The following is an 18,509-nucleotide window of genomic DNA, read 5'->3' as shown; positions in this document are numbered from 1 at the left end:
TCCGGGCGCCTCTGTGTGCGTGGCGGAGTGCTGGAGTGCGTCTCAGCCCGTGGAGGTGAGGCTCAGTCCGTGGAGGTGAAGCCCTCCGGCTCGTCCGCGACGCCCGTCGGGCTCTCCCCGGGATCGGCGCTCAGATCCGGGATGACCGGCAGCGCCCCGGTCTCCGCCTCCAGCACCGCTTCCATCTGCTTCGTGTCCACATCGGTGCGGCCCGCGATGTCGATGAGGGTCTCGAGATCCGTTAGGAGCTCCTGCTCCCGGAGCTCGTCCTGTTCCGCCCGCGCCTGAGCGAGGCGCTGCCGGAGTTCCGCGATCCTGGTGTCGAGCTCGTCTTCGAATCTGCTCACTGTGTCTCCCCTCTTGGCAGCCGGCGGCGCAGCTGTGCGGCAGGATGTCCTGCGGCGTGCCCGGAGGTGTGTGCCGCAGGCGGCTGGCGTCTTTCCGAAGGTCGATTCTCCCATCCCTGCGCGCCCTGCGGGTGACATCCGGGCTCCTGTGGGCGTAATAGGAGGCGAATCACAGAACAGGATGCCTCTTTCGTGTTGCGCGAGGGGCGGTGTGCGTGCAAAATGCAGGGGACATATCGGACGAAGGCCCTTTCCCCCGTCCTCCGACCAGAGAACAGCGGAGTGTGATCACGCCAGTGGCAACCGACTACGATGCGCCGAAGAAGCAGGACGAGGAGCTCCGGAGCGATTCCATCGAGGAGCTCAAGGCGCAGCGAAACCAGCAGATGGCGAGCCAGGTGGACGAGGACGAGGCCGTCGCTGCTGAGGGCTTCGAGCTCCCCGGTGCGGACCTCTCCAACGAGGAGCTCTCCGTCCGTGTGCTTCCCAAGCAGAATGACGAATTCACCTGTATGGAGTGCTTCCTCGTCCGTCACCGGTCCCAGCTGGCCGACGCCGAGGCGATGATCTGCACGGACTGCGCCGGCTGACCCGCACCCGCACTCCGCTCTGCAGCCCGCACGCAGCCGGGCGGCGGACGGCCCCGGACCGCGATGGTCCGGGGCCGTCGCGCGTGTGGGCGCGGGGCAGCGCACGGTCCAGAGGGCCGGCCGGTGGGGAGCCGTGAACCGGCTCAGGCGCGCAGCGCCGCCGCCAGCTCCTGCGGGTGCCGGGTGGACACCAGCCAGTAGGGGGTGGGGTCCGCGGGATCGTTCAGCTCCACCTTCACGACGGTCTTCACCCACGGCCGCAGGACGAGGAAGGCGCGGACGTCGAGCTTCTGCCCGCGCTGGCGGAAGGACTCCTGCGCGTCGAAGCCCTCCGCGCCGGCGATGAACCGCCTGGCGATCGCCGCGCCGCCGGCGGCGAAGGTGTCCTGCGTGACGAGCACCCGGGCGGAGGCGCGGGCGAAGCCGATCGCCACGGCGATCATCACGAGCAGCGCGAGCACCACTCCGGCCCAGGGGTTCACCGGGACGAGGAGGAGGGAGGTCATGGCGGAGAGCAGGAATCCTGCGATCGCCCAGCCCGCGCTGGGGTGGAGGCGCTCGCTGAAGGTCACCGAGGTGGTCGTGGTCATTCCCCCATCGTCCCACAGGCGGATCGGGCTCCACCACGGCCTCGGACGCCGCGGCGCTCCCGGGGCGCGCTAGTGTGTCCGTGCCCGCACCTCGAGGACAAGGAGCTCCTGTGACACCCTCCCGCCCGCACATCCCGATCCGGAAGCTCGACGCAGGTGCGGCCGTTCCCGCCTACGCCCACGCCGACGACGCCGGCGCCGATCTCTGTGCCGCCGAGGACGTCGTGCTCGAGCCCTTCGCCCGGCACGCGGTCCGCACCGGCCTGGCGATCGCGCTCCCGGAGGGGTACGCGGCGTTCGTCCACCCGCGTTCCGGTCTCGCCGCGAAGCACGGTGTGACCGTGGCGAACGCGCCGGGAACCATTGATGCGGGCTATCGCGGCGAGATCAGGGTGGCGCTCGTCAACCTCGATCCGCACACGGCGCACCACATCACCGCCGGTGACCGCATCGCCCAGCTCGTCGTCCAGGAGGTGGCCCACGCGGAGTTCGCCGTGGTGGAGTCGCTGGACGAGACGCAGCGGGGCTCCGGGGGCTTCGGGTCCACGGGCGGATTCTCCGCGTCCGGCGACTAGACTCGCACCATATCGTCGCGAAAGAAGGATGTATGGGACTGTTCGACCTTTTCCGGAAGTCTTCCGACCCCGCCGCATCCGGCGGGAGCGAGGACGCGCTGCCGGAGGACGCAGACGCGCGTTCCGCGGCCCAGCCATCTGCCGCGGACGAGGAGGCCCCCGCCGAGGCCGAGGCGGCCTCGGGTGCGGCCGCACCTGACGACGAATGGGCGCCTGACCCCAAGGAGGGTCCGCGGGACCGCGCGGAGAACGGACCGTTCGATGCGGCCGAGGCCGTTCCGGAGCGCAACAGGCTGGACCTGGGCGCCGTCGCCGTCCCCGTCATCGACGGGATGCAGATCCGTCTCGAGACGGAGGGCAAGACCGATCGCATCCTGGCCGTCACCCTCGTCAACGGCAAGGCCGCCATGCAGCTGCAGGTGTTCGCCGCCCCGCGCGGCGAGGGCCTCTGGCGTTCGGTGCGCACCGAGCTCGCGGAGAGCATCCGCAAGCGCGGCGGCAAGGCGGACGAGCTCTACACGGAGCTGGGCCACGAGCTGGTCTCGCAGGTGCCCGTCCGGACCAAGGACGGCCGCACGGGTGTGCGGATCACGCGGTTCGCGGGAGTGGACGGGCCGCGCTGGTTCCTCCGTGCCGTGTTCTCCGGCACCGCCGTGACGGAGGCGAGCGAGCGCGCCGCGCTCGTGGATCTGTTCCGGGGAGCCGTCGTCCGCCGCGGTGATGCGGCCATGCCTCCGCGTGAGCTCATCGCCCTCACCGCTCCCGCCGCACAGTCCGGCGGTGCCGCGGAGGAGGCGCGGGCGGCCTCCGACGCCGGGGAGGAGAAGTCCGGCGGGCCGGACGACGACGATCTCAACCCCTTCGAGCGCGGGCCGGAGATCGCCGAGGTCCGCTGACCGGGACCGGGCCGCGGGCGCCGGCCTCGTACACAGCGCACCGCGCGTCCCTCCTCGTGCGCAGCGCCCCTGAGAACCGCGCCACTGAGAGCAGAGATGACACAGAACGAGACAGTCACCGTCCGGGCCCTGCGACCGGCGGCGGGCGGTGAGATGCTCGCCCACCACGACGGTCGGACGATGTTCCTCTCCGGCGCACTGCCCGGTGAGGACGTGGTCGCCGAGGTGGTCCGCACCTCCGCCAAGGTGCTCCGCGCCCGCACGGTGGAGGTGCTCGAGCCCAGCGCGCACCGTGTCGCGGACCGCAGGGACCTCCTCGGCGTCCCCGGTGCCGGCGGCATCGAGTTCGCCCATGCGGAGCTCGCGCACTCCCGCGTGCTCAAGGAGCAGGCGGCGGCGGACCAGCTCAGGCGCCTCGGCGGGATCGATCCCGAGGCCGTGGGGTTCCGCGTGCTGCCGGCCCCCTCCGAGGCGGACGCGGATCCCGCTGACCTCGCCGCCGGCACGCGCTGGCGCACCCGCGTGCAGCTCGCCCTCGACGCGGAGGGGCGCCCCGGCATGTACGCCGCCGGCTCCCACCGCGTCGTCCCGCTCGGCGGGACGGACGTCCCGCTCGCGACCGAGGCCATCAGCGCGCTCGGCCTCGCACGGATGCGGCTGCCCGGTCTCACCCGGCTCGAGATCGCCGCGGGCGCGGACTCCGGGGCGGTGGTCCTGCGCGGCCCGTCCGCGCTCTCTCACGCCCCTGCTGTCGTGGAGATGAGCGCGTGCTGGCCGGGGGAGTGGAGCGTGCTCGCCGAGGACGGCGAGAGTGCCGCTGCCCCGGTGCCCGGCGGGGCCGCCGGCCGCGGCGGGCGCTCCGCCCGCGGACGCCGGGGCGCCGGCCGTGCGCGGACCGGCCGCGGTGGGAATGCGCGCAACCGGGGCGGGACCTCGGCGGCGGACCTCCGCCTCGTGACCGGCTCCGGTCTCGTCACCGAGGCGGTGCCGGGTCTGGGCCGTCCCCTCACGGTCGCGGGCACCGGCTTCTGGCAGGTGCACCGGGACGCGGCCGGGGTGCTCGCGCAGGAGGTGCGAGACCTGCTCGCGGACGGCGGCGCCACTTCCGGGACGGTGCTGGACCTCTACTGCGGTGCCGGGCTGCTGGGCGTCGCGCTGGCGGAGGACGGTCGCCGGGTGATCGGGGTCGAGGGCTCGGCCGAGGCCATCGAACGCGCACGGGAGAACGCCGCGGGCCTCGGAGCGGAGTTCCGCACGGGGCGGGTGGAGCGGCTCGGGGAGCTGCCCGAGGCCGCGGCGGCGGTGCTGGATCCCCCGCGCGCGGGGGCGGGGCGTGAGGTGGTCCGGGCGCTGGTGGACTCCCCGGTCCGGGACCTCGTCTACGTCTCCTGCGATCCCGCGACCTTCGCCCGCGATGCGGCGGGACTGCGAGCGGGCGGATACGAGCTCCTGTCCGTCACCGGACACGATCTGTTCCCGCTCACCGGACACCTGGAGACCGTCTCCCTGTTCCGGCGCGCGTGGTAGGATTTATCTTGACATCAAGATACTTTACGGAACATTCGCGTTGCCTAAATGCCGCGCACAGATTCCGTGGGTGTCGCGAGCAGCACGAAGAGGAGAAACACGTTGAGCAACGTCGACAGTTTCAAGTCCAAGAGCGCGCTTGAGGTCAACGGCAAGAGCTATGAGATCTTCCGCCTGAACCAGGTGGAAGGCTCGGAGAAGCTGCCCTACAGCCTCAAGGTGCTCCTCGAGAACCTCCTCCGCACGGAGGACGGTGCGAACATCACCGCGGACCACATCCGCACCCTCGCGAACTGGGACGCCACGGCGGATCCCAGCCACGAGATCCAGTTCACCCCCGCGCGCGTGGTCATGCAGGACTTCACCGGCGTGCCCTGCATCGTCGACCTCGCGACGATGCGCGAGGCGGTCAAGGAGCTCGGCGGCGACCCGGACAAGGTGAACCCGCTGGCCCCGGCCGAGCTCGTCATCGACCACTCCGTGCAGATCGACTCGTTCGGCAACGCGAACGCGATCGAGCGCAACATGGACATCGAGTACCAGCGCAACGGTGAGCGGTACCAGTTCCTCCGCTGGGGCCAGACGGCGTTCGACGACTTCAAGGTCGTCCCCCCGGGCATGGGCATCGTCCACCAGGTCAACATCGAGTACCTGGCCCGCGTCGTCATGGCGCGTGAGGTCGACGGCGTCACCCGCGCCTACCCGGACACCCTCGTGGGCACCGACTCCCACACCACGATGGTCAACGGCCTGGGCGTCCTAGGCTGGGGCGTGGGCGGCATCGAGGCCGAGGCCGCGATGCTCGGCCAGCCCGTCTCCATGCTCATCCCGCGCGTGGTGGGCTTCAAGCTCACCGGCGAGATCCCCTCCGGCGTCACCGCCACGGACGTGGTCCTCACGATCACGGACATGCTGCGCAAGCACGGCGTCGTGGGCAAGTTCGTGGAGTTCTACGGCAAGGGCGTGTCCTCCGTGCCGCTGGCCAACCGCGCCACGATCGGCAACATGAGCCCCGAGTTCGGCTCCACCGCCGCGATCTTCCCGATCGACGAGGTCACGGTCGACTACCTGCGCCTCACCGGCCGCAGCCAGGAGCAGATCGACCTGGTCGAGGCCTACGCCAAGGAGCAGGGCCTCTGGCACAACCCGGACGAGGAGGTCGCGTACTCGGAGTACCTCGAGCTCGACCTCTCCACGGTCGTCCCCTCGATCTCCGGCCCCAAGCGCCCGCAGGACCGCATCCAGCTCTCGGACGCCAAGTCGCAGTTCGCCAAGGACATCCACAACTACTCGCAGCCCGGCGACGAGGCCAAGTCCGCCCCCGTCTCCATGCCCGACGGCCGTGAGTTCGAGCTGGCCAACGGCGCAGTGGCGATCGCCTCGATCACCTCGTGCACCAACACCTCGAACCCCTCCGTCATGATGGCTGCCGGCCTGCTCGCGCGGAAGGCGCGTGAGAAGGGTCTCAGCTCGAAGCCGTGGGTGAAGACCTCGATCGCACCCGGCTCCCGCGTCGTCACCGAGTACTACGAGAAGGCCGGGCTCATCCCGGACCTCGAGGCGCTCAACTTCTACGTGGTGGGCTACGGCTGCGCCACCTGCATCGGCAACTCCGGTCCGCTCGAGGACGAGATCTCGCAGTCCATCCAGGACAACGACCTCTCCGTCACCGCGGTGCTCTCCGGCAACCGCAACTTCGAGGGCCGCATCAGCCCGGACGTGAAGATGAACTACCTCGCGTCCCCGCCGCTCGTCATCGCCTACGCCCTGGCCGGCACCATGGACTTCGACTTCGAGTCGCAGCCGCTGGGTCAGGACCAGGACGGCAACGACGTGTACCTCAAGGACGTGTGGCCCTCGCCTGAAGAGGTCGAGGCCCTCATCGACTCCTCGATCAGCACGGAGATGTTCACCGGCGAGTACGGCTCGATCTTCGACGGCGACGAGCGCTGGCAGCAGATCGACACGCCCACCGGCAACGTCTTCGAGTGGGACGAGAAGTCGACGTACGTGCGCAAGCCCCCGTACTTCGAGGGCATGACGCTGGAGACCTCCCCCGTGAAGGACATCTCCGGTGCGCGGGTGCTCGCCAAGCTGGGCGACTCGGTCACCACCGACCACATCTCGCCCGCGGGCTCCTTCAAGGCGGACACCCCGGCCGGCAAGTACCTCGTCGCCAACGGCGTGGAGCGCAAGGACTTCAACTCCTACGGCTCCCGCCGCGGCAACCACGAGGTGATGATCCGCGGCACCTTCGCCAACATCCGTCTGCAGAACCAGCTGCTGGACGGCGTGCAGGGCGGCTTCACGCGTGACTTCACGCAGGAGGGCGGACCGCAGACCACGATCTACGACGCCTCCGTCAACTACCAGGCCGCCGGCATCCCGCTGGTCGTCCTGGGCGGCAAGGAGTACGGCTCCGGATCGTCGCGCGACTGGGCCGCCAAGGGCACCAAGCTGCTCGGTGTGGCCGCGGTCATCGCGGAGAGCTTCGAGCGCATCCACCGCTCCAACCTCATCGGCATGGGCGTGCTGCCGCTGCAGTTCCCCGCCGGCGAGTCCGCGGAGTCGCTGGGCCTCGACGGCACGGAGACCTTCTCCATCACCGGTGTGGAGCAGCTCAACGAGGGCACCACCCCGTCCACCGTCAAGGTCACCGCGACCAAGGCCGACGGCACCACGGTGGAGTTCGACGGCGTCGTCCGCATCGACACCCCCGGTGAGGCGGACTACTACCGCAACGGCGGCATCCTGCAGTACGTGCTGCGTCAGCTCGCCACGAGCTGAGTCGCACGCTGCGCACCGGAGCCCCGGTCACGTCCTGGACGTGACCGGGGCTCCGGTGCGTCCGGGCGCCGCTGCGCCTCCGCTTCACCGCACCTCCCCGGTGTGTTCGCATGCTGCAGCACAGCAACGCGGAGCCGGCGTGTGTGTTCAGGCCGGGGGCTGTCGGTGAGGTGATTGCGGAGTGCCATAGGGGGCGCCGATCGTCGCCGAGACGCTGGATCCCGTCAGAACCTCGACGGGCGTGCGGATACTGCCCGATGCCACGTTCGACCAGTTCGAGTCAGGTCGTCGACCGCCACGCTGTGCGTTTTGAGCGTTTGAGGCGTACCATGGACTCCATGACTGGAGTGATCGCGCACAACGAGGCGCAGCGCCTTCGTTCTGCCATTGAGGACGCGATCGGCGTCCCGACAGGCAGCGGCGCGGCGATCCCGGGGGAGGCGCGGGACGCGTTGCTGCGCGTCGTCGAGGTGCTGGAATCGAGCGGAGGCGCTGTGGTCCTCCCTGCGGACGCGCTTCTGAGCACGCAGCAGGCGGCGGAACTGCTGGGCGTGAGCCGGATGACGGTGGTGCGGCTGATCGACCGCGGTGAGCTGGAGGCCGAGGGCGGGGGAGTTCACCGTCGGATCTCCGCCGCGGAGCTGGAGCGTTACCGCAAGGCCAGCGTGGCGCGCAGGCGGACCGCGTTGCGCGAGCTGGCCCAAGACGTCGCCGAGGACACGCGACCGGACCGCGTGATCAGCACCCGGTGAGCGGTCCGACCGTCGTTCTCGACGCGAACGCCCTGATCCCGATCAGGCTCGCCTCGACGCTGCTGTGGCTCGCCGAGGCCGGGCTCTTCCAGCCTCTGTGGTCGGATCGGATCCTCGGAGAGGTCGAGCACAACCTGCCGAAGCTCGGCGTGGACCCGAAGCACGCGGCTCGCCGGGTCGGATTCATGCGCGAGGCCTTCGGCGCCGAGGCGCTCGTCGACGGTTTCGACGAGCTGATCGAGAAGATGACGTGCGACCCGAAGGATGCGCATGTGCTCGCCGCCGCGGTGCACGATGAGGCCGATGCGCTTGTCACCTTCAACCTCAAGGACTTCCCGGCTGAGAGCACGGATCCGCACGGCGTCGAGGTGCTCCATCCGGACGCGTTCCTGCTCCAGCTGCTGAATCGGCGGCCGACCGCCGTGATCGCCGCGCTGGAGGTCGGCGTCCAGGACCTCCGCAGGCCGCCGGAGACGATGTCCGGCTGGCTGGCCGGGCTCGCCGCCACCGTCCCGATGTTCGCCAACCTTGCTGCGGACGCCATGGGCGAACCTCCGGACCCGGTCAGTCCGGTCGTCGCCATGACCGTCTCCGACGACGACTCTGTCGCCGCTTCGCTGGGGGAGCCGGGGGATCTGACCAGTCCGGCGCAGGTCGCACTCCTGTGGTATGCGGGACTCCTCGACGACCTCGACATCGCTCGGTCGCTCACCTATGACCCGTCTGTGTGGGGCGACTACGGGTGGGCGGTCGAGCACCTGGAGAAGAAGTCCCTGGCCTCGAAGGTGATCCCGGCGGTGGACGCTCCCGACCGGATCGCGTTCATGCGGTTCGTCCCGGAGGTCGCGCAGACGTCACAGGTCTTTCAGTCTTTCCTCGCTCCGGTGACGTTCCTCACCGTGGTCCGTATAGAGGACGGGACCTGGCGGGTGTGGGGGCTAGGTCCGGCTCTTCTGCCTGCCCGGGAGATCCTCGGCGAGTGAGGGGATCCTCCGATTCCTCTCACATGAAGTAGGGCTTGTCGGTCTCGGAACCGGGCTTGTCAGCGCCGAGGTTCGCTCCGATGTGCAACTCGCCACGAGCTGAGTCGCACGCTGCGCGCTGAGCCCCGGTGCGTTGCCGCCGCGCCTCCGCTTTACCGCACCTCTCCGGCGCGTTCGCACGCTGCAGCGCAGCAATGCGGAGCCGGCGTGTCCGCCGCACCACGGGCCGGCGCGAAGGGCGGGAGCCTCACCACAGAGGATAGAGTGGGAACCCATCCGTCCGCTTACCAGGAGTGTCCGCCGCATGAGCTTCGTGGAGTCCGTGTCAGAGCCAGCAGACCTGCGGAAGCTCACCCTCGCGGAGTGCGAGGTCTACGCCAAGGAGCTCCGGGAGGAGCTCGTGCGCACCGTCTCCCGCACGGGCGGCCACCTGGGCCCCAACCTGGGCGTCGTGGAGCTCACCTTCGCACTCCACCGGGTGTTCGACAGCCCCAAGGACACGCTCCTCTTCGACGTGGGCCATCAGAGCTACGTCCACAAGTACGTGACAGGCAGGGGCGACCGGTTCGACACTCTGCGGCAGGACGGCGGCCTGTCCGGCTACCCGTCGCGGGCGGAGAGCCCGCACGATGTGCTCGAGAACTCCCACGCCTCCACCTCCCTGTCCTGGGCGGACGGCATCGCCAAGGCCCATCAGCTCAAGGGCGAGGACGACCGGTGGGTCGTCGCGGTGATCGGCGACGGCGCGCTCACCGGCGGAGTGGCCTGGGAGGCGCTCAACACCATCGCGGCGGACGACTCGCACCCGCCGCGCAAGCTGGTGGTCGTCATCAACGACAACGGCCGCTCCTACTCGCCCACCGTGGGCGGCCTCGCCGCGCACCTGGACTCCATGCGCGCCTCGAACAGCTACGAGAGCCTGCTCAGCTGGGGCAAGGAGCGCCTGCACGGTGCCGGTGCCCCCGGACGCGCGGCCTATGCCGCGCTGCACGGCATGAAGCGCGGTCTCAAGGACATGGCGTCCGACTCCCGCACCGGCGTGTTCGACGACCTGGGGCTCAAGTACCTGGGGCCCGTGGACGGGCACGATCTGGAGGCCCTCGAACGGGCGCTGCAGCTGGCGAAGGACTACGAGCAGGGCCCCGTGATCGTCCACGCCCTCACGCAGAAGGGCTACGGCTACGGGCCGGCGGTGGCGGACGAGGCGGACCAGTTCCACGCCGTGGGCGTCATCGACCCGCTCACCGGTCAGGCGGCCCCGCGCGCGGCGGAGTCGTGGACCTCGGTGTTCTCCAAGGCGATCGCCGCCATCGCGGACCGGCGCGAGGACGTCGTGGGCATCACGGCCGCCATGCTCCACCCTGTGGGCCTGGACCGCTTCCAGGCCGCGCATCCGGACCGCGTCTTCGACGTGGGCATCGCGGAGCAGCACGCCGTCGCCTCCGCCGCAGGGCTCTCGTACGGCGGCCTGCACCCCGTGGTGTGCCTCTACGCGACCTTCATGAATCGGGCGTTCGACCAGATGCTCATGGACGTCGCCCTGCACCGGCAGGGCGTGACCTTCGTCCTCGACCGCGCGGGAGTGACAGGGCCCGACGGGCCCAGCCACCACGGGATCTGGGACATGGCGCTCCTGCAGGTGGTGCCGGGGCTGCGACTGGCCGCACCCCGTGACGCCGTACGGCTCGTGGAGGAGCTCGAGGAGGCCGTCGAGGTCTCCGACGCCCCCACGGTGGTCCGCTTCAGCCGCGGCGACGTGGGGGAGGAGATCGCCGCCCTGCGGCGCACGGAGGACGGCGCGGACGTGCTCGCCGAGGTCCCGGAGGGGCTCGGCGCGGACGTGCTCGTGGTGAGCGTGGGAGCGCTGGCCGACCGTGCACTCGCCGTGCGCCGGGCACTCGCGGAGGCCGGCGTGGGGGCCTGCGTCGTCGATCCGCGGTGGGTGCTGCCGGTGCCCGAGTCCGTCCAGGCCATGGCCCAGCAGCACCGGCTCGCCGCCGTCATCGAGGACGGCGTGCGCACCGGTGGAGTGGGCTCCCGCCTGCGGCAGGAGCTGCGGGCTGACGACTCTCCCGTGGGCGTGCTCGAACTGGGAGTGCCCGATCGCTTCCTGCCGCAGGGGACACGGGAGACGGTGCTCGACGGCGCGGGGCTGAGCGTGACCGCGATGGTCGAGCAGATCCTCGCACGGCTGCCCCGGCGGGGCTGACGCCCCGGGCCTCAGGCCGGCGGCACGGCGTCAGACCCGTGGCACGGCGTCAGACCCCCGGCACGGCCTCGAGCGCCCGTGCGAGCACGGGAGCGCTGAGCTCCGTCTGCCAGGCGCGCGCGTCCTCGCCGGCGAGGAAGCCGCGCACGGGCTCCAGCAGCCCTGAGCTCCCGGAGGGAGCGAGATCCGGGCGCGCGGCCAGGGCCCTCACGAGGGCGGGCTGGAGCAGGAGGTCATGGGGGATCCCCGTCCGCTCCGCGAGCTCGTACATCGCCTCCCGCATCGCCGCGGTGCGCTCCTTCACGTCCGTGCGGTCGGTGCGGGGACGGCTGCGGTCGCCGGGGGCGCGGCGGGGCGGCAGCGCGTCCTGGGGCAGGGAGTCCGCGTGTCTGACCGCGTCGAGCCACCGCCGGGCGTCGCGGCGGGTGAGCCGGCCGGTGCCCAGGGTGCGGAAGACGTCGTCGGCGGTGCGGAGGGTCGCTCCCGCGAGGGCGGTGATGTCACGGTCCCGGAGCAGGCGGCTGGGGGCCACGTCCTCGGCCTCGGCGACGCGTTCGCGGACGGTCCAGAGCTCCCGGGCGCGGGCGAGCTGCCGCGGGGAGCGCAGCGTCCCCAGCCCGTGCATGCGCCGCCAGGGCTCGTCCCGCACCGGGGGCGCGAAGCCCAGCAGGTGCTCGAACTCCTGCTGGGCGTACTCCGCGAGGCCGCGGGCGTGGAGCTGGCCGTCGAGCACATCGGCGACCTCGAGGAGGACCTCGACGTCGAGCGCCGCGTAGTTCAGCCACGACTCCGGCAGCGGGCGGGTCGACCAGTCCACGGCCGAATGCTCCTTCGCGAGGCGGACGCCCACCGTCTCGCCCACGACGGCGGCCAGGCCGAAGCGGTCGTAGCCGAGCATGCGCGCGGCGAGCTCCGTGTCGAAGAGGGCGTCCGGACGCATGTCGAGCTCCGCCAGGCAGGGCAGGTCCTGGGTGGCGGCGTGGAGGACCCACTCGGTCCCGCGCAGGGCGTCGTCGAGGATCGCGAGGCTGGAGAACGGCTCCGGGTCGATGAGCACGGTGCCGGCCCCCTCCCGGCGCAGCTGCACGAGGAAGGCGCGCTGCCCGTACCGGAAGCCGGAGGCGCGCTCCGCGTCGACTGCCACGGAGCCGGTGCCGGCGCCGAGGCCGGAGACCGCCGCGCGCAGACCCGCGGGCGTGTCGACGACCTCGGGCAGGCCCTCGGCCGGCGCGCTGAGAAGGGGCAGATCCTCGGGAGGCATGCTGCGCGGAGACCTGTGCTGTGCAGGCGCTGCGCGGGAGGGGCGCTCCTCGGCGGGCGCTCCCGGGGAGGGGCGGCCCGCTGCGGGTGCCGGGAGGGGGGTCGGGTCAGGGTCGACGTCGTTCGCACTCATCGGGAGAAGTCTCGCAGATCGCCGCGCGGGGCGAGGACCCGCGGGGTGAGCGGCCTCACCGGCGGCGGCCGGGCAGAGCGGTGACGCCCTCCGGCAGGGGCGGCAGGCCGGCGACGGTGGTGAGGAGGTCGATCCAGGCGTCGAAGTGGCGGGCGATGTCCTCGGGCTCGCCGAGCACGGGGGTCCAGGAGGAGCGCATCTCGAGGTCGATCGTGGTGGGGCGGGCCGAGAGGGTGCCGAAGCTCTCCGACATCACCTTGGTGGTGGTGCCGCCGGCCTCGCGCACCTCGCAGTCCTGCGCCTCCAGCGCGTCCCTGAGCCAGGACCAGGCGACCGCGCCCAGCATGGCCTCGCCGCCCATCTCGTGCTCCAGCTCGGCGCGCACGTAGGAGACGATGCGGAACTCGCCCCGCCATTCCGCCGGTGCGGAGGGGTCGTGCAGGACCACGATCCTGCCGGTCGCGAGCTCGTCGATCTCCTCGCCGGTCACGCGCTGGAAGGCCGCGTCGGCATGGACCTCGGCGCCCACCGCCACGGCGAACGGCGCGAGCCCGTCCGGAGCGCGGATGGCGGACACCGTCACGTGGGGGACGTCCGCGGCCGCATCGAGCACGGCGCGGACGCGTGCGAACGCCTCGGGCGTCGGATGGATGGGGGTCAGTGCAGCCACGCCACCCACCGTAGGACCTCGGGCTCCTGCCGTGGCGGACCCACGCCGGGCGCGGCCGGAATCCGCCGAATCCGGGACGGGAATAGAACCGGACGCATGTGCCTTCTGCACGGTGGCGAGGGCACAGACGTGCACCGCTCACATCGGAACGGAGAGACGGCACCCATGCAGGACGTGACAGAGGAGAAGCTCAGCGAGGACTTCCGCGAGGCGTTCCGGCACCACCCGGGCGGCATCGCGATCATCGCGGCGACAGGCGCCGAGGGTCCGGTGGGGATGACGGCCTCCTCCGTCGCGAGCGTCTCGGTCACGCCCACCACGGTCCTCTTCTCACTCATGCGCACCTCCCGGTCCGCCGTCGCCGTGCTGGAGGCGGACCGGCTCAGCGTCAACCTCGTCCACGCCGGGCACGTCCGCCTCGCCCGCGACTTCGCCACGCGCGGCGCGCCCCGGTTCACGCCCGAGCAGAACTGGGACCGCCTCGAGGACGGGACGCCGGTGCTCGCGGACGCCGCGGCCGTGCTGATCGGCCATGTGACGCGGACGGTGGAGCTGGGCGAGGCCGTGGTCGTCATCGCGGAGATCACCGAGGTGCGTCGGGGCGAGCCCGGCACGGGGATGGTCTACCGCGACCGGACCTTCCACGGCCTGGGCACGGACTCGGCGCTGGAGTGAGCGGACCGCTTCCGTCTGGCGAGATCCGGGATCCCGCGGAGGCGGGTGCGGTCGGCGGTGTCCGTGCGGTCTGAGAGACTGATGCCCATGCAGCCCACTCTCGTCTCCGCGGCCCGTTCCCAGCCCGTCTCCCGCACCCCGGTGTGGTTCATGCGCCAGGCGGGGCGCTCGCTGCCGGAGTACCGCAGCCTGCGCTCCGGCACCACCATGCTCCAGGCCTGCCGCACCCCAGAGCTCGTCACGGAGATCACCCTGCAGCCGGTCCGCCGGCACGGGGTGGACGCGGCGATCTTCTTCTCCGACATCGTCGTGCCCCTCCAGGCGGCCGGGGTGGACGTGGAGATCCAGGCCGGCGTGGGCCCGGTCATCGCGCACCCGGTGCGCAGCCGCGCGGACCTCGACAGGCTGGCAGAGCTCGACCCGGCGGAGCTCGCGGACATCGCGGAATCCGTGAGCGCCATCCGCGCGGAGCTCGACGCGCAGCACCCGGACACCGCGCTCATCGGCTTCGCCGGGGCCCCGTTCACGCTCGCGAGCTATCTCATCGAGGGCGGCCCCAGCCGCAACCACGAGCGGACCAAGGCGATGATGCTGGGGGACCCCCAGCTGTTCTCGGACCTGCTCTCCCGGCTGGGCGCGATCTCCTCGGCCTTCCTCCGCGTGCAGCTGGAGGCCGGCGCGCAGGCCTTCCAGCTCTTCGACTCCTGGGCCGGATACCTCTCGCCGCAGGACTACCGGGCCTCCGTCCTCCCGCACTCCTCGCAGGTCTTCGCGGACCTCGCGGACCTCGCGGTGCCCTCCTTCCACTTCGGCGTGCAGACCGGGGAGCTCCTGGCTCCCATGTCGGAGGCCGGTTCGGACGTCATGGGCGTGGACTTCCGGGTCGATCTCGCGGACGCCTCCTCCCGGGTGCAGACGGGACAGGCGCTGCAGGGCAACCTGGACCCGGCGATGCTGTTCGCCCCCTGGGAGGTGCTGCGCCCGCGGGTGGAGCAGATCGTGCGGGCGGGACTGGAGCATCCCGGCGGCTACGTCTTCAACCTGGGCCACGGCGTGCTGCCCACGACGGATCCCGAGGTGCCCGGCAGGATCGTCGAGGAAGTCCACCGCGTCTCGGCAGAGATCCTGGGAGGCCGCTGATCACCGTGGACCGCACCGCAGACTCCCCGGAGCACGTGCCGTCCGTCGCCGTCGTGGGCGGCGGGATCTCCGGCCTCACCACCGCGCTGCGCCTGCTCACCGCACGGGATTCCGCGTCGCAGGACTCCGCATCGCAGGGACTGGCCCCGGCAGGTGTGCAGGTGACCGTCTACGAGTCCGCACCGCGGCTGGGCGGATGCCTGTCCCGCACGGAGCTGGGCGGGCTGCTGCCCGGCGGAGCGGACGAGGGCGCCGAGGCCTCGCTGCACCGCCGCCCGGAGACCCGGGAGCTCATGGAGGAGCTGGGACTGACGCCGGTGCACCCGTCCACGGCGCACGGCTCGCGCATCCTCACCGACCACGGCCTGCGTGCGATCCCGCGGGGCACGCTCATGGGCGTGCCCGGCGATCCGCGCGCACTCGCGGAGGTCCTCAGCCCCGAGGGCGTGGCGAGAGTCGCTGAGGAGACGCTCACGCCGCCGCAGGACGGGGACGTGTCCTGCGGCGGCTTCCTGGCCTCCCGGCTCGGCGACGAGGTCGTGGACACGCTGATCGATCCGCTCATCGGCGGGGTCTACGCGGGCCGGTGCCGCGAGCTCTCGCTGGCCGCCACCGTGCCCGCCCTCCTCCCGGCCGCGCAGCAGGGCACCCCGGTGCTGGAGACGGTCCGGGAGGTGCTCGCGTCCCGGGCGCAGACGCAGGGCGCGAGCATTCCCGGGGCCTCGGGCGGGAACGGCCAGCCGCCGGTGTTCTGCTCGCTGCGCGGCGGCATCAGCGGTCTCATCCCGGCCCTCGCGGACCGGCTGACCGCCCTCGGCGCCTGCATCAGAACAGGCACAGGGGTGCGGGAGATCCGCGCAGGCAGGCCCTCCGGGGAGGCGCGCCCGGCGGTGCGGACGCAGGCCGGCTGGGAGCAGTACGACCACGTGGTGCTGGCGGTGCCGGCCTGGGCGGCCGCAGGCCTCCTCCGGGAGGCGGATCCGCGGACGGCGGAGCTCCTGTCCGGGATCGGCTACGCCTCCTCGGCCGTCATCACCGCGGTCCTCGACGACGCAGGCACGGATGCGCTGTCCGGTTCGGGCTACCTCGTGCCGCCGGTGCGCGGGAGCCTGGTCAAGGCCTCGACCTTCTCCTCCAACAAGTGGCCGTGGCTGGCCGCGGAGCTGCCGGCCGGCCGGCACGTGGTGCGGATGAGCGTGGGCCGCTTAGGCGACACCGCCTGGCAGCAGTGCGACGATGCCGCACTCATCGAGGCCGCGCTGGCAGAATGGCGGGAGGCCACCGGTCAGGAGGCCGCCGTGGTCCACGCGGAGGTGCGCCGCTGGGAGCGGGCCCTGCCGCAGTACGCTCCCGGCCACGCGGAGCTCGCGGCCGCGCTGACGGCCTCGACGTCCGCCGGCCTCTCGCTCGCCGGCAGCTACCTCGAGGGTGTGGGCATACCCGCCTGCATCTCCCGGGCGCGCGCCACGGCGCAGCGCGTCCTCGCAGACCTCTCATCCACCATTCTCACGAAGGAGCACGCATGAGCGACTACACACCTCCCACTCCGGAGCAGATCGAGAAGCTCAACCAGGAGACCCGCTACGTCGCCTACTCCGTGTTCGCCGTCTCCGGCGAGCTCGGCACGGCGGACAGGCAGACGCTCTCCGCCGAGGTCGACGCGGCACTGGCCCCGCTCGCGGAGCTGGGGCTCGTGGTGCGCGGCATCTACGACGTGTCCGCCTTCCGCGCGGACGCGGACATCATGTTCTGGTGGCACGCGCCCTCCGTGGAGCTGATCCAGGCGGCCTACGCCGCGGTCCGCAGGACGGAGCTGGGAGCGGCGCTGGAGCCGGTGTGGTCGGCGATGGCGGTCCACCGGCCGGCGGAGTTCAACAAGGCGCACCTGCCCGCGTTCCTCACCGACGACGAGGCCGGGGCCTACATCTGCGTCTACCCGTTCGTCCGGTCCTACGAGTGGTACGTGCTGCCCGCGGAGGAGCGCTCGGCCATGCTGCGCGAGCACGGCATGGCGGCCGCGGACTACAAGGACGTGAAGGCCAACACGCTGGCCGCGTTCGCCCTGGGCGACTACGAGTGGGTGCTGGCCTTCGAGGCCGAGGAGCTCGCCCGGATCGTCGATCTCATGCGGGATCTGCGGGACACTAAGGCGCGTCTGCACGTGCGTGAGGAGATCCCCTTCTTCACCGGTCCCCGCCGCACCCTGCAGGAGATCATCACCGGCTGGCGCTGAGTCCGGTCCGCCCGGCGCCGAGCTCCGCCCGCACCCGGTCCTCGGCGCCCGGCCGGTGCATGGGAATGTGCGGGATCCCGTCCTCCGTGAAGCCGGGTCCGGAGAGCGCGAACCCGTGGCGGCCGTAGTAGCCCTCTAGATGGGCCTGGGCGTTGAGGGTGAGGTCCGCGTGCCCGTAGAGCTCCACGACCGCCTGCATGAGGCGGTGGCCGAGCCCCGTGCCCCGCGCGGCCGGGTCCGTCACAACACGGCCTACGCTGCGGGCGCCGGGGCGCGCGGCGGGCCCGTCGGCGAAGCCCTCGGGGAGGACGCGGGCGTAGGCGGCGGGCTCCACGGAGACCCCGGCCTCCGCACCGTGCGAGTCGCGGGCCGTGCGGGGCGACTGCGGCAGGAAGAGGTGGTGCGTGCCGGGCAGGGTGTCCACGCCGTCGAGGTCGAGGAAGACGCAGTCCTGCTCGACCACGAAGATGCGGCTGCGCAGCTGGAGGATGCCGTAGAGCTCCTCGGCGCGCAGGCCGGAGAAGTCCGCGAGGACCCAGTCGCCGTGCTCCTGCCTCACTGCGCGTCCGCGCTGCCCGTGTGCGCCCCGGCGGCCTCCGCCTCGTCCTCGGGCACCAGCCGCAGGCTCACGGAGTTGATGCAGTAGCGCAGGTCCGTGGGGGTGGGGAAGCCCTCACCCCGGAACACGTGGCCCATGTGGGAGTCGCAGGCCGCGCAGCGCACCTCGATGCGCTCCATGCCCATCGAGGAGTCCCGGATGTAGCGCACCCGGTCCTCCGCCAGAGGGGCGAAGAACGACGGCCAGCCGCAGTGCGCGTCGAACTTCGCCTGCGAGCGGAACAGCTCCGCCCCACATGCGCGGCAGGCGTAGACGCCCGTGCGCGTCTCCGTCTCGTACTCGCCGGAGAAGGGCCGCTCCGTGCCGGCCTCGCGCAGCACGTGGTACTCCTCCGGGGAGAGGATCTCCCGCCATTCGGCCTCTGTGCGCTCGGCGCCTGCTGCCTGCTCCATGAGCCGTCTCCGTTCGTCGTCCGCGGTGGCGGCACAGTGGGTGCGCCGTGCCGTCTCCGGCAGGCGTCCGCTGCGCCGCAGTGGTCACAGCAGGATAACCACGCACGGCGCGCGTGTGTTCCGCCCGCGGT

18 protein-coding genes are annotated in these 18,509 nt (G+C 71.8%); 12 read left to right on the top strand and 6 right to left on the bottom strand.

The genetic code is table 11. The features are described 5' to 3' along the window. Positions 1 to 62: 62 nt before the first annotated feature. Positions 63 to 347, bottom strand: a complete 285-nt coding sequence (locus ABD240_RS16270) for a hypothetical protein (RefSeq protein WP_291799083.1) — start codon at positions 345 to 347, stop codon at positions 63 to 65. A gap of 296 nt (positions 348 to 643) precedes the next feature. On the opposite strand from ABD240_RS16270, the gene ABD240_RS16265 reads away from it, so the two are divergent. Continuing rightward, positions 644 to 937, top strand: a complete 294-nt coding sequence (locus ABD240_RS16265) for a DUF4193 domain-containing protein (RefSeq protein WP_291799086.1) — start codon at positions 644 to 646, stop codon at positions 935 to 937. Between the two features lie 143 nt (positions 938 to 1,080). Here the strand turns inward: ABD240_RS16265 and ABD240_RS16260 are convergent, their stop codons facing one another. After that, positions 1,081 to 1,527 carry a DUF3093 domain-containing protein gene (locus tag ABD240_RS16260; RefSeq protein ID WP_344338566.1) on the bottom strand — a complete coding sequence of 149 codons (447 nt, stop codon included), beginning with the start codon at positions 1,525 to 1,527 and terminating at the stop codon, positions 1,081 to 1,083. A gap of 110 nt (positions 1,528 to 1,637) precedes the next feature. Here ABD240_RS16260 and dut point away from each other — a divergent pair, with 110 nt between their 5' ends. From dut to dxs, 7 genes are all read left to right on the top strand, one after another. Then, the gene (dut, locus tag ABD240_RS16255) at positions 1,638 to 2,102 is read left to right on the top strand and encodes a dUTP diphosphatase (RefSeq protein ID WP_344338564.1); all 465 of its coding nucleotides are present in this window, start codon (positions 1,638 to 1,640) and stop codon (positions 2,100 to 2,102) included. A 32-nt stretch (positions 2,103 to 2,134) separates the two neighbouring features. Beyond that, positions 2,135 to 2,998, top strand: a complete 864-nt coding sequence (locus ABD240_RS16250) for a DUF3710 domain-containing protein (RefSeq protein WP_344338562.1) — start codon at positions 2,135 to 2,137, stop codon at positions 2,996 to 2,998. 96 nt (positions 2,999 to 3,094) lie between these two features. After that, complete coding sequence (locus tag ABD240_RS16245; protein ID WP_291795048.1) at positions 3,095 to 4,525, top strand: class I SAM-dependent RNA methyltransferase; 1,431 nt, start codon at positions 3,095 to 3,097, stop codon at positions 4,523 to 4,525. A gap of 102 nt (positions 4,526 to 4,627) precedes the next feature. Further along, positions 4,628 to 7,312 carry an aconitate hydratase AcnA gene (gene acnA / locus ABD240_RS16240; RefSeq protein ID WP_344338559.1) on the top strand — a complete coding sequence of 895 codons (2,685 nt, stop codon included), beginning with the start codon at positions 4,628 to 4,630 and terminating at the stop codon, positions 7,310 to 7,312. A 338-nt stretch (positions 7,313 to 7,650) separates the two neighbouring features. After that, a complete protein-coding gene (locus ABD240_RS16235; RefSeq protein WP_344338557.1) occupies positions 7,651 to 8,064 on the top strand; it encodes a helix-turn-helix domain-containing protein in 414 nt (137 codons plus the stop codon). Continuing rightward, a complete protein-coding gene (locus ABD240_RS16230) occupies positions 8,061 to 9,047 on the top strand; it encodes a PIN domain-containing protein (RefSeq protein ID WP_344338555.1) in 987 nt (328 codons plus the stop codon). The genes ABD240_RS16235 and ABD240_RS16230 overlap by 4 nt, the downstream gene beginning before the upstream one ends. 304 nt (positions 9,048 to 9,351) lie before the next feature. Beyond that, positions 9,352 to 11,256 (top strand): 1-deoxy-D-xylulose-5-phosphate synthase, encoded by a 1,905-nt coding sequence (dxs, locus tag ABD240_RS16225; protein WP_291795055.1) that lies wholly within the window; start codon positions 9,352 to 9,354, stop codon positions 11,254 to 11,256. A 49-nt stretch (positions 11,257 to 11,305) separates the two neighbouring features. On the opposite strand, the gene ABD240_RS16220 is transcribed toward dxs, so the two are convergent. Together ABD240_RS16220 and ABD240_RS16215 are read right to left on the bottom strand one after the other, a co-directional pair. Beyond that, the gene (locus ABD240_RS16220) at positions 11,306 to 12,649 is read right to left on the bottom strand and encodes an HRDC domain-containing protein (RefSeq protein WP_344338553.1); all 1,344 of its coding nucleotides are present in this window, start codon (positions 12,647 to 12,649) and stop codon (positions 11,306 to 11,308) included. A gap of 55 nt (positions 12,650 to 12,704) precedes the next feature. Then, entirely contained in the window at positions 12,705 to 13,319 is a 615-nt protein-coding gene (locus ABD240_RS16215) for a DUF3000 domain-containing protein (protein WP_344338551.1), read from the bottom strand. A gap of 165 nt (positions 13,320 to 13,484) precedes the next feature. Between ABD240_RS16215 and ABD240_RS16210 the strand changes: the two genes are divergently transcribed. From ABD240_RS16210 to hemQ, 4 genes are all read left to right on the top strand, one after another. Next, a complete protein-coding gene (locus ABD240_RS16210; RefSeq protein WP_291791581.1) occupies positions 13,485 to 13,994 on the top strand; it encodes a flavin reductase family protein in 510 nt (169 codons plus the stop codon). Positions 13,995 to 14,081: 87 nt separating this feature from the next. Next, positions 14,082 to 15,134, top strand: coding sequence for a uroporphyrinogen decarboxylase (gene hemE / locus ABD240_RS16205; RefSeq protein WP_291791578.1), 1,053 nt, complete (start codon positions 14,082 to 14,084; stop codon positions 15,132 to 15,134). Between the two features lie 5 nt (positions 15,135 to 15,139). After that, a complete protein-coding gene (gene hemG, locus ABD240_RS16200) occupies positions 15,140 to 16,660 on the top strand; it encodes a protoporphyrinogen oxidase (protein WP_344338548.1) in 1,521 nt (506 codons plus the stop codon). After that, positions 16,657 to 17,367, top strand: a complete 711-nt coding sequence (hemQ, locus tag ABD240_RS16195) for a hydrogen peroxide-dependent heme synthase (RefSeq protein ID WP_291791572.1) — start codon at positions 16,657 to 16,659, stop codon at positions 17,365 to 17,367. The genes hemG and hemQ overlap by 4 nt, the downstream gene beginning before the upstream one ends. On the opposite strand, the gene ABD240_RS16190 is transcribed toward hemQ, so the two are convergent. Beyond that, the gene (locus ABD240_RS16190) at positions 17,351 to 17,926 is read right to left on the bottom strand and encodes a GNAT family N-acetyltransferase (RefSeq protein ID WP_344338545.1); all 576 of its coding nucleotides are present in this window, start codon (positions 17,924 to 17,926) and stop codon (positions 17,351 to 17,353) included. The two genes, hemQ and ABD240_RS16190, sit on opposite strands and share 17 nt — an antisense overlap. Further along, on the bottom strand, positions 17,923 to 18,378 hold the full coding sequence (msrB, locus tag ABD240_RS16185; RefSeq protein WP_344338543.1) for a peptide-methionine (R)-S-oxide reductase MsrB: 456 nt from the start codon (positions 18,376 to 18,378) through the stop codon (positions 17,923 to 17,925). The genes ABD240_RS16190 and msrB overlap by 4 nt, the downstream gene beginning before the upstream one ends. Between the last annotated feature and the right edge of the window lie 131 nt (positions 18,379 to 18,509).

The sequence above is a fragment of the Brevibacterium salitolerans genome (assembly GCF_039531405.1).
GTDB classification, from domain to species: domain Bacteria; phylum Actinomycetota; class Actinomycetes; order Actinomycetales; family Brevibacteriaceae; genus Brevibacterium; species Brevibacterium salitolerans.
The sequence above is the reverse complement of the archived record's forward strand: the minus strand, read 5'-3'. Positions and strand labels throughout refer to the sequence as shown.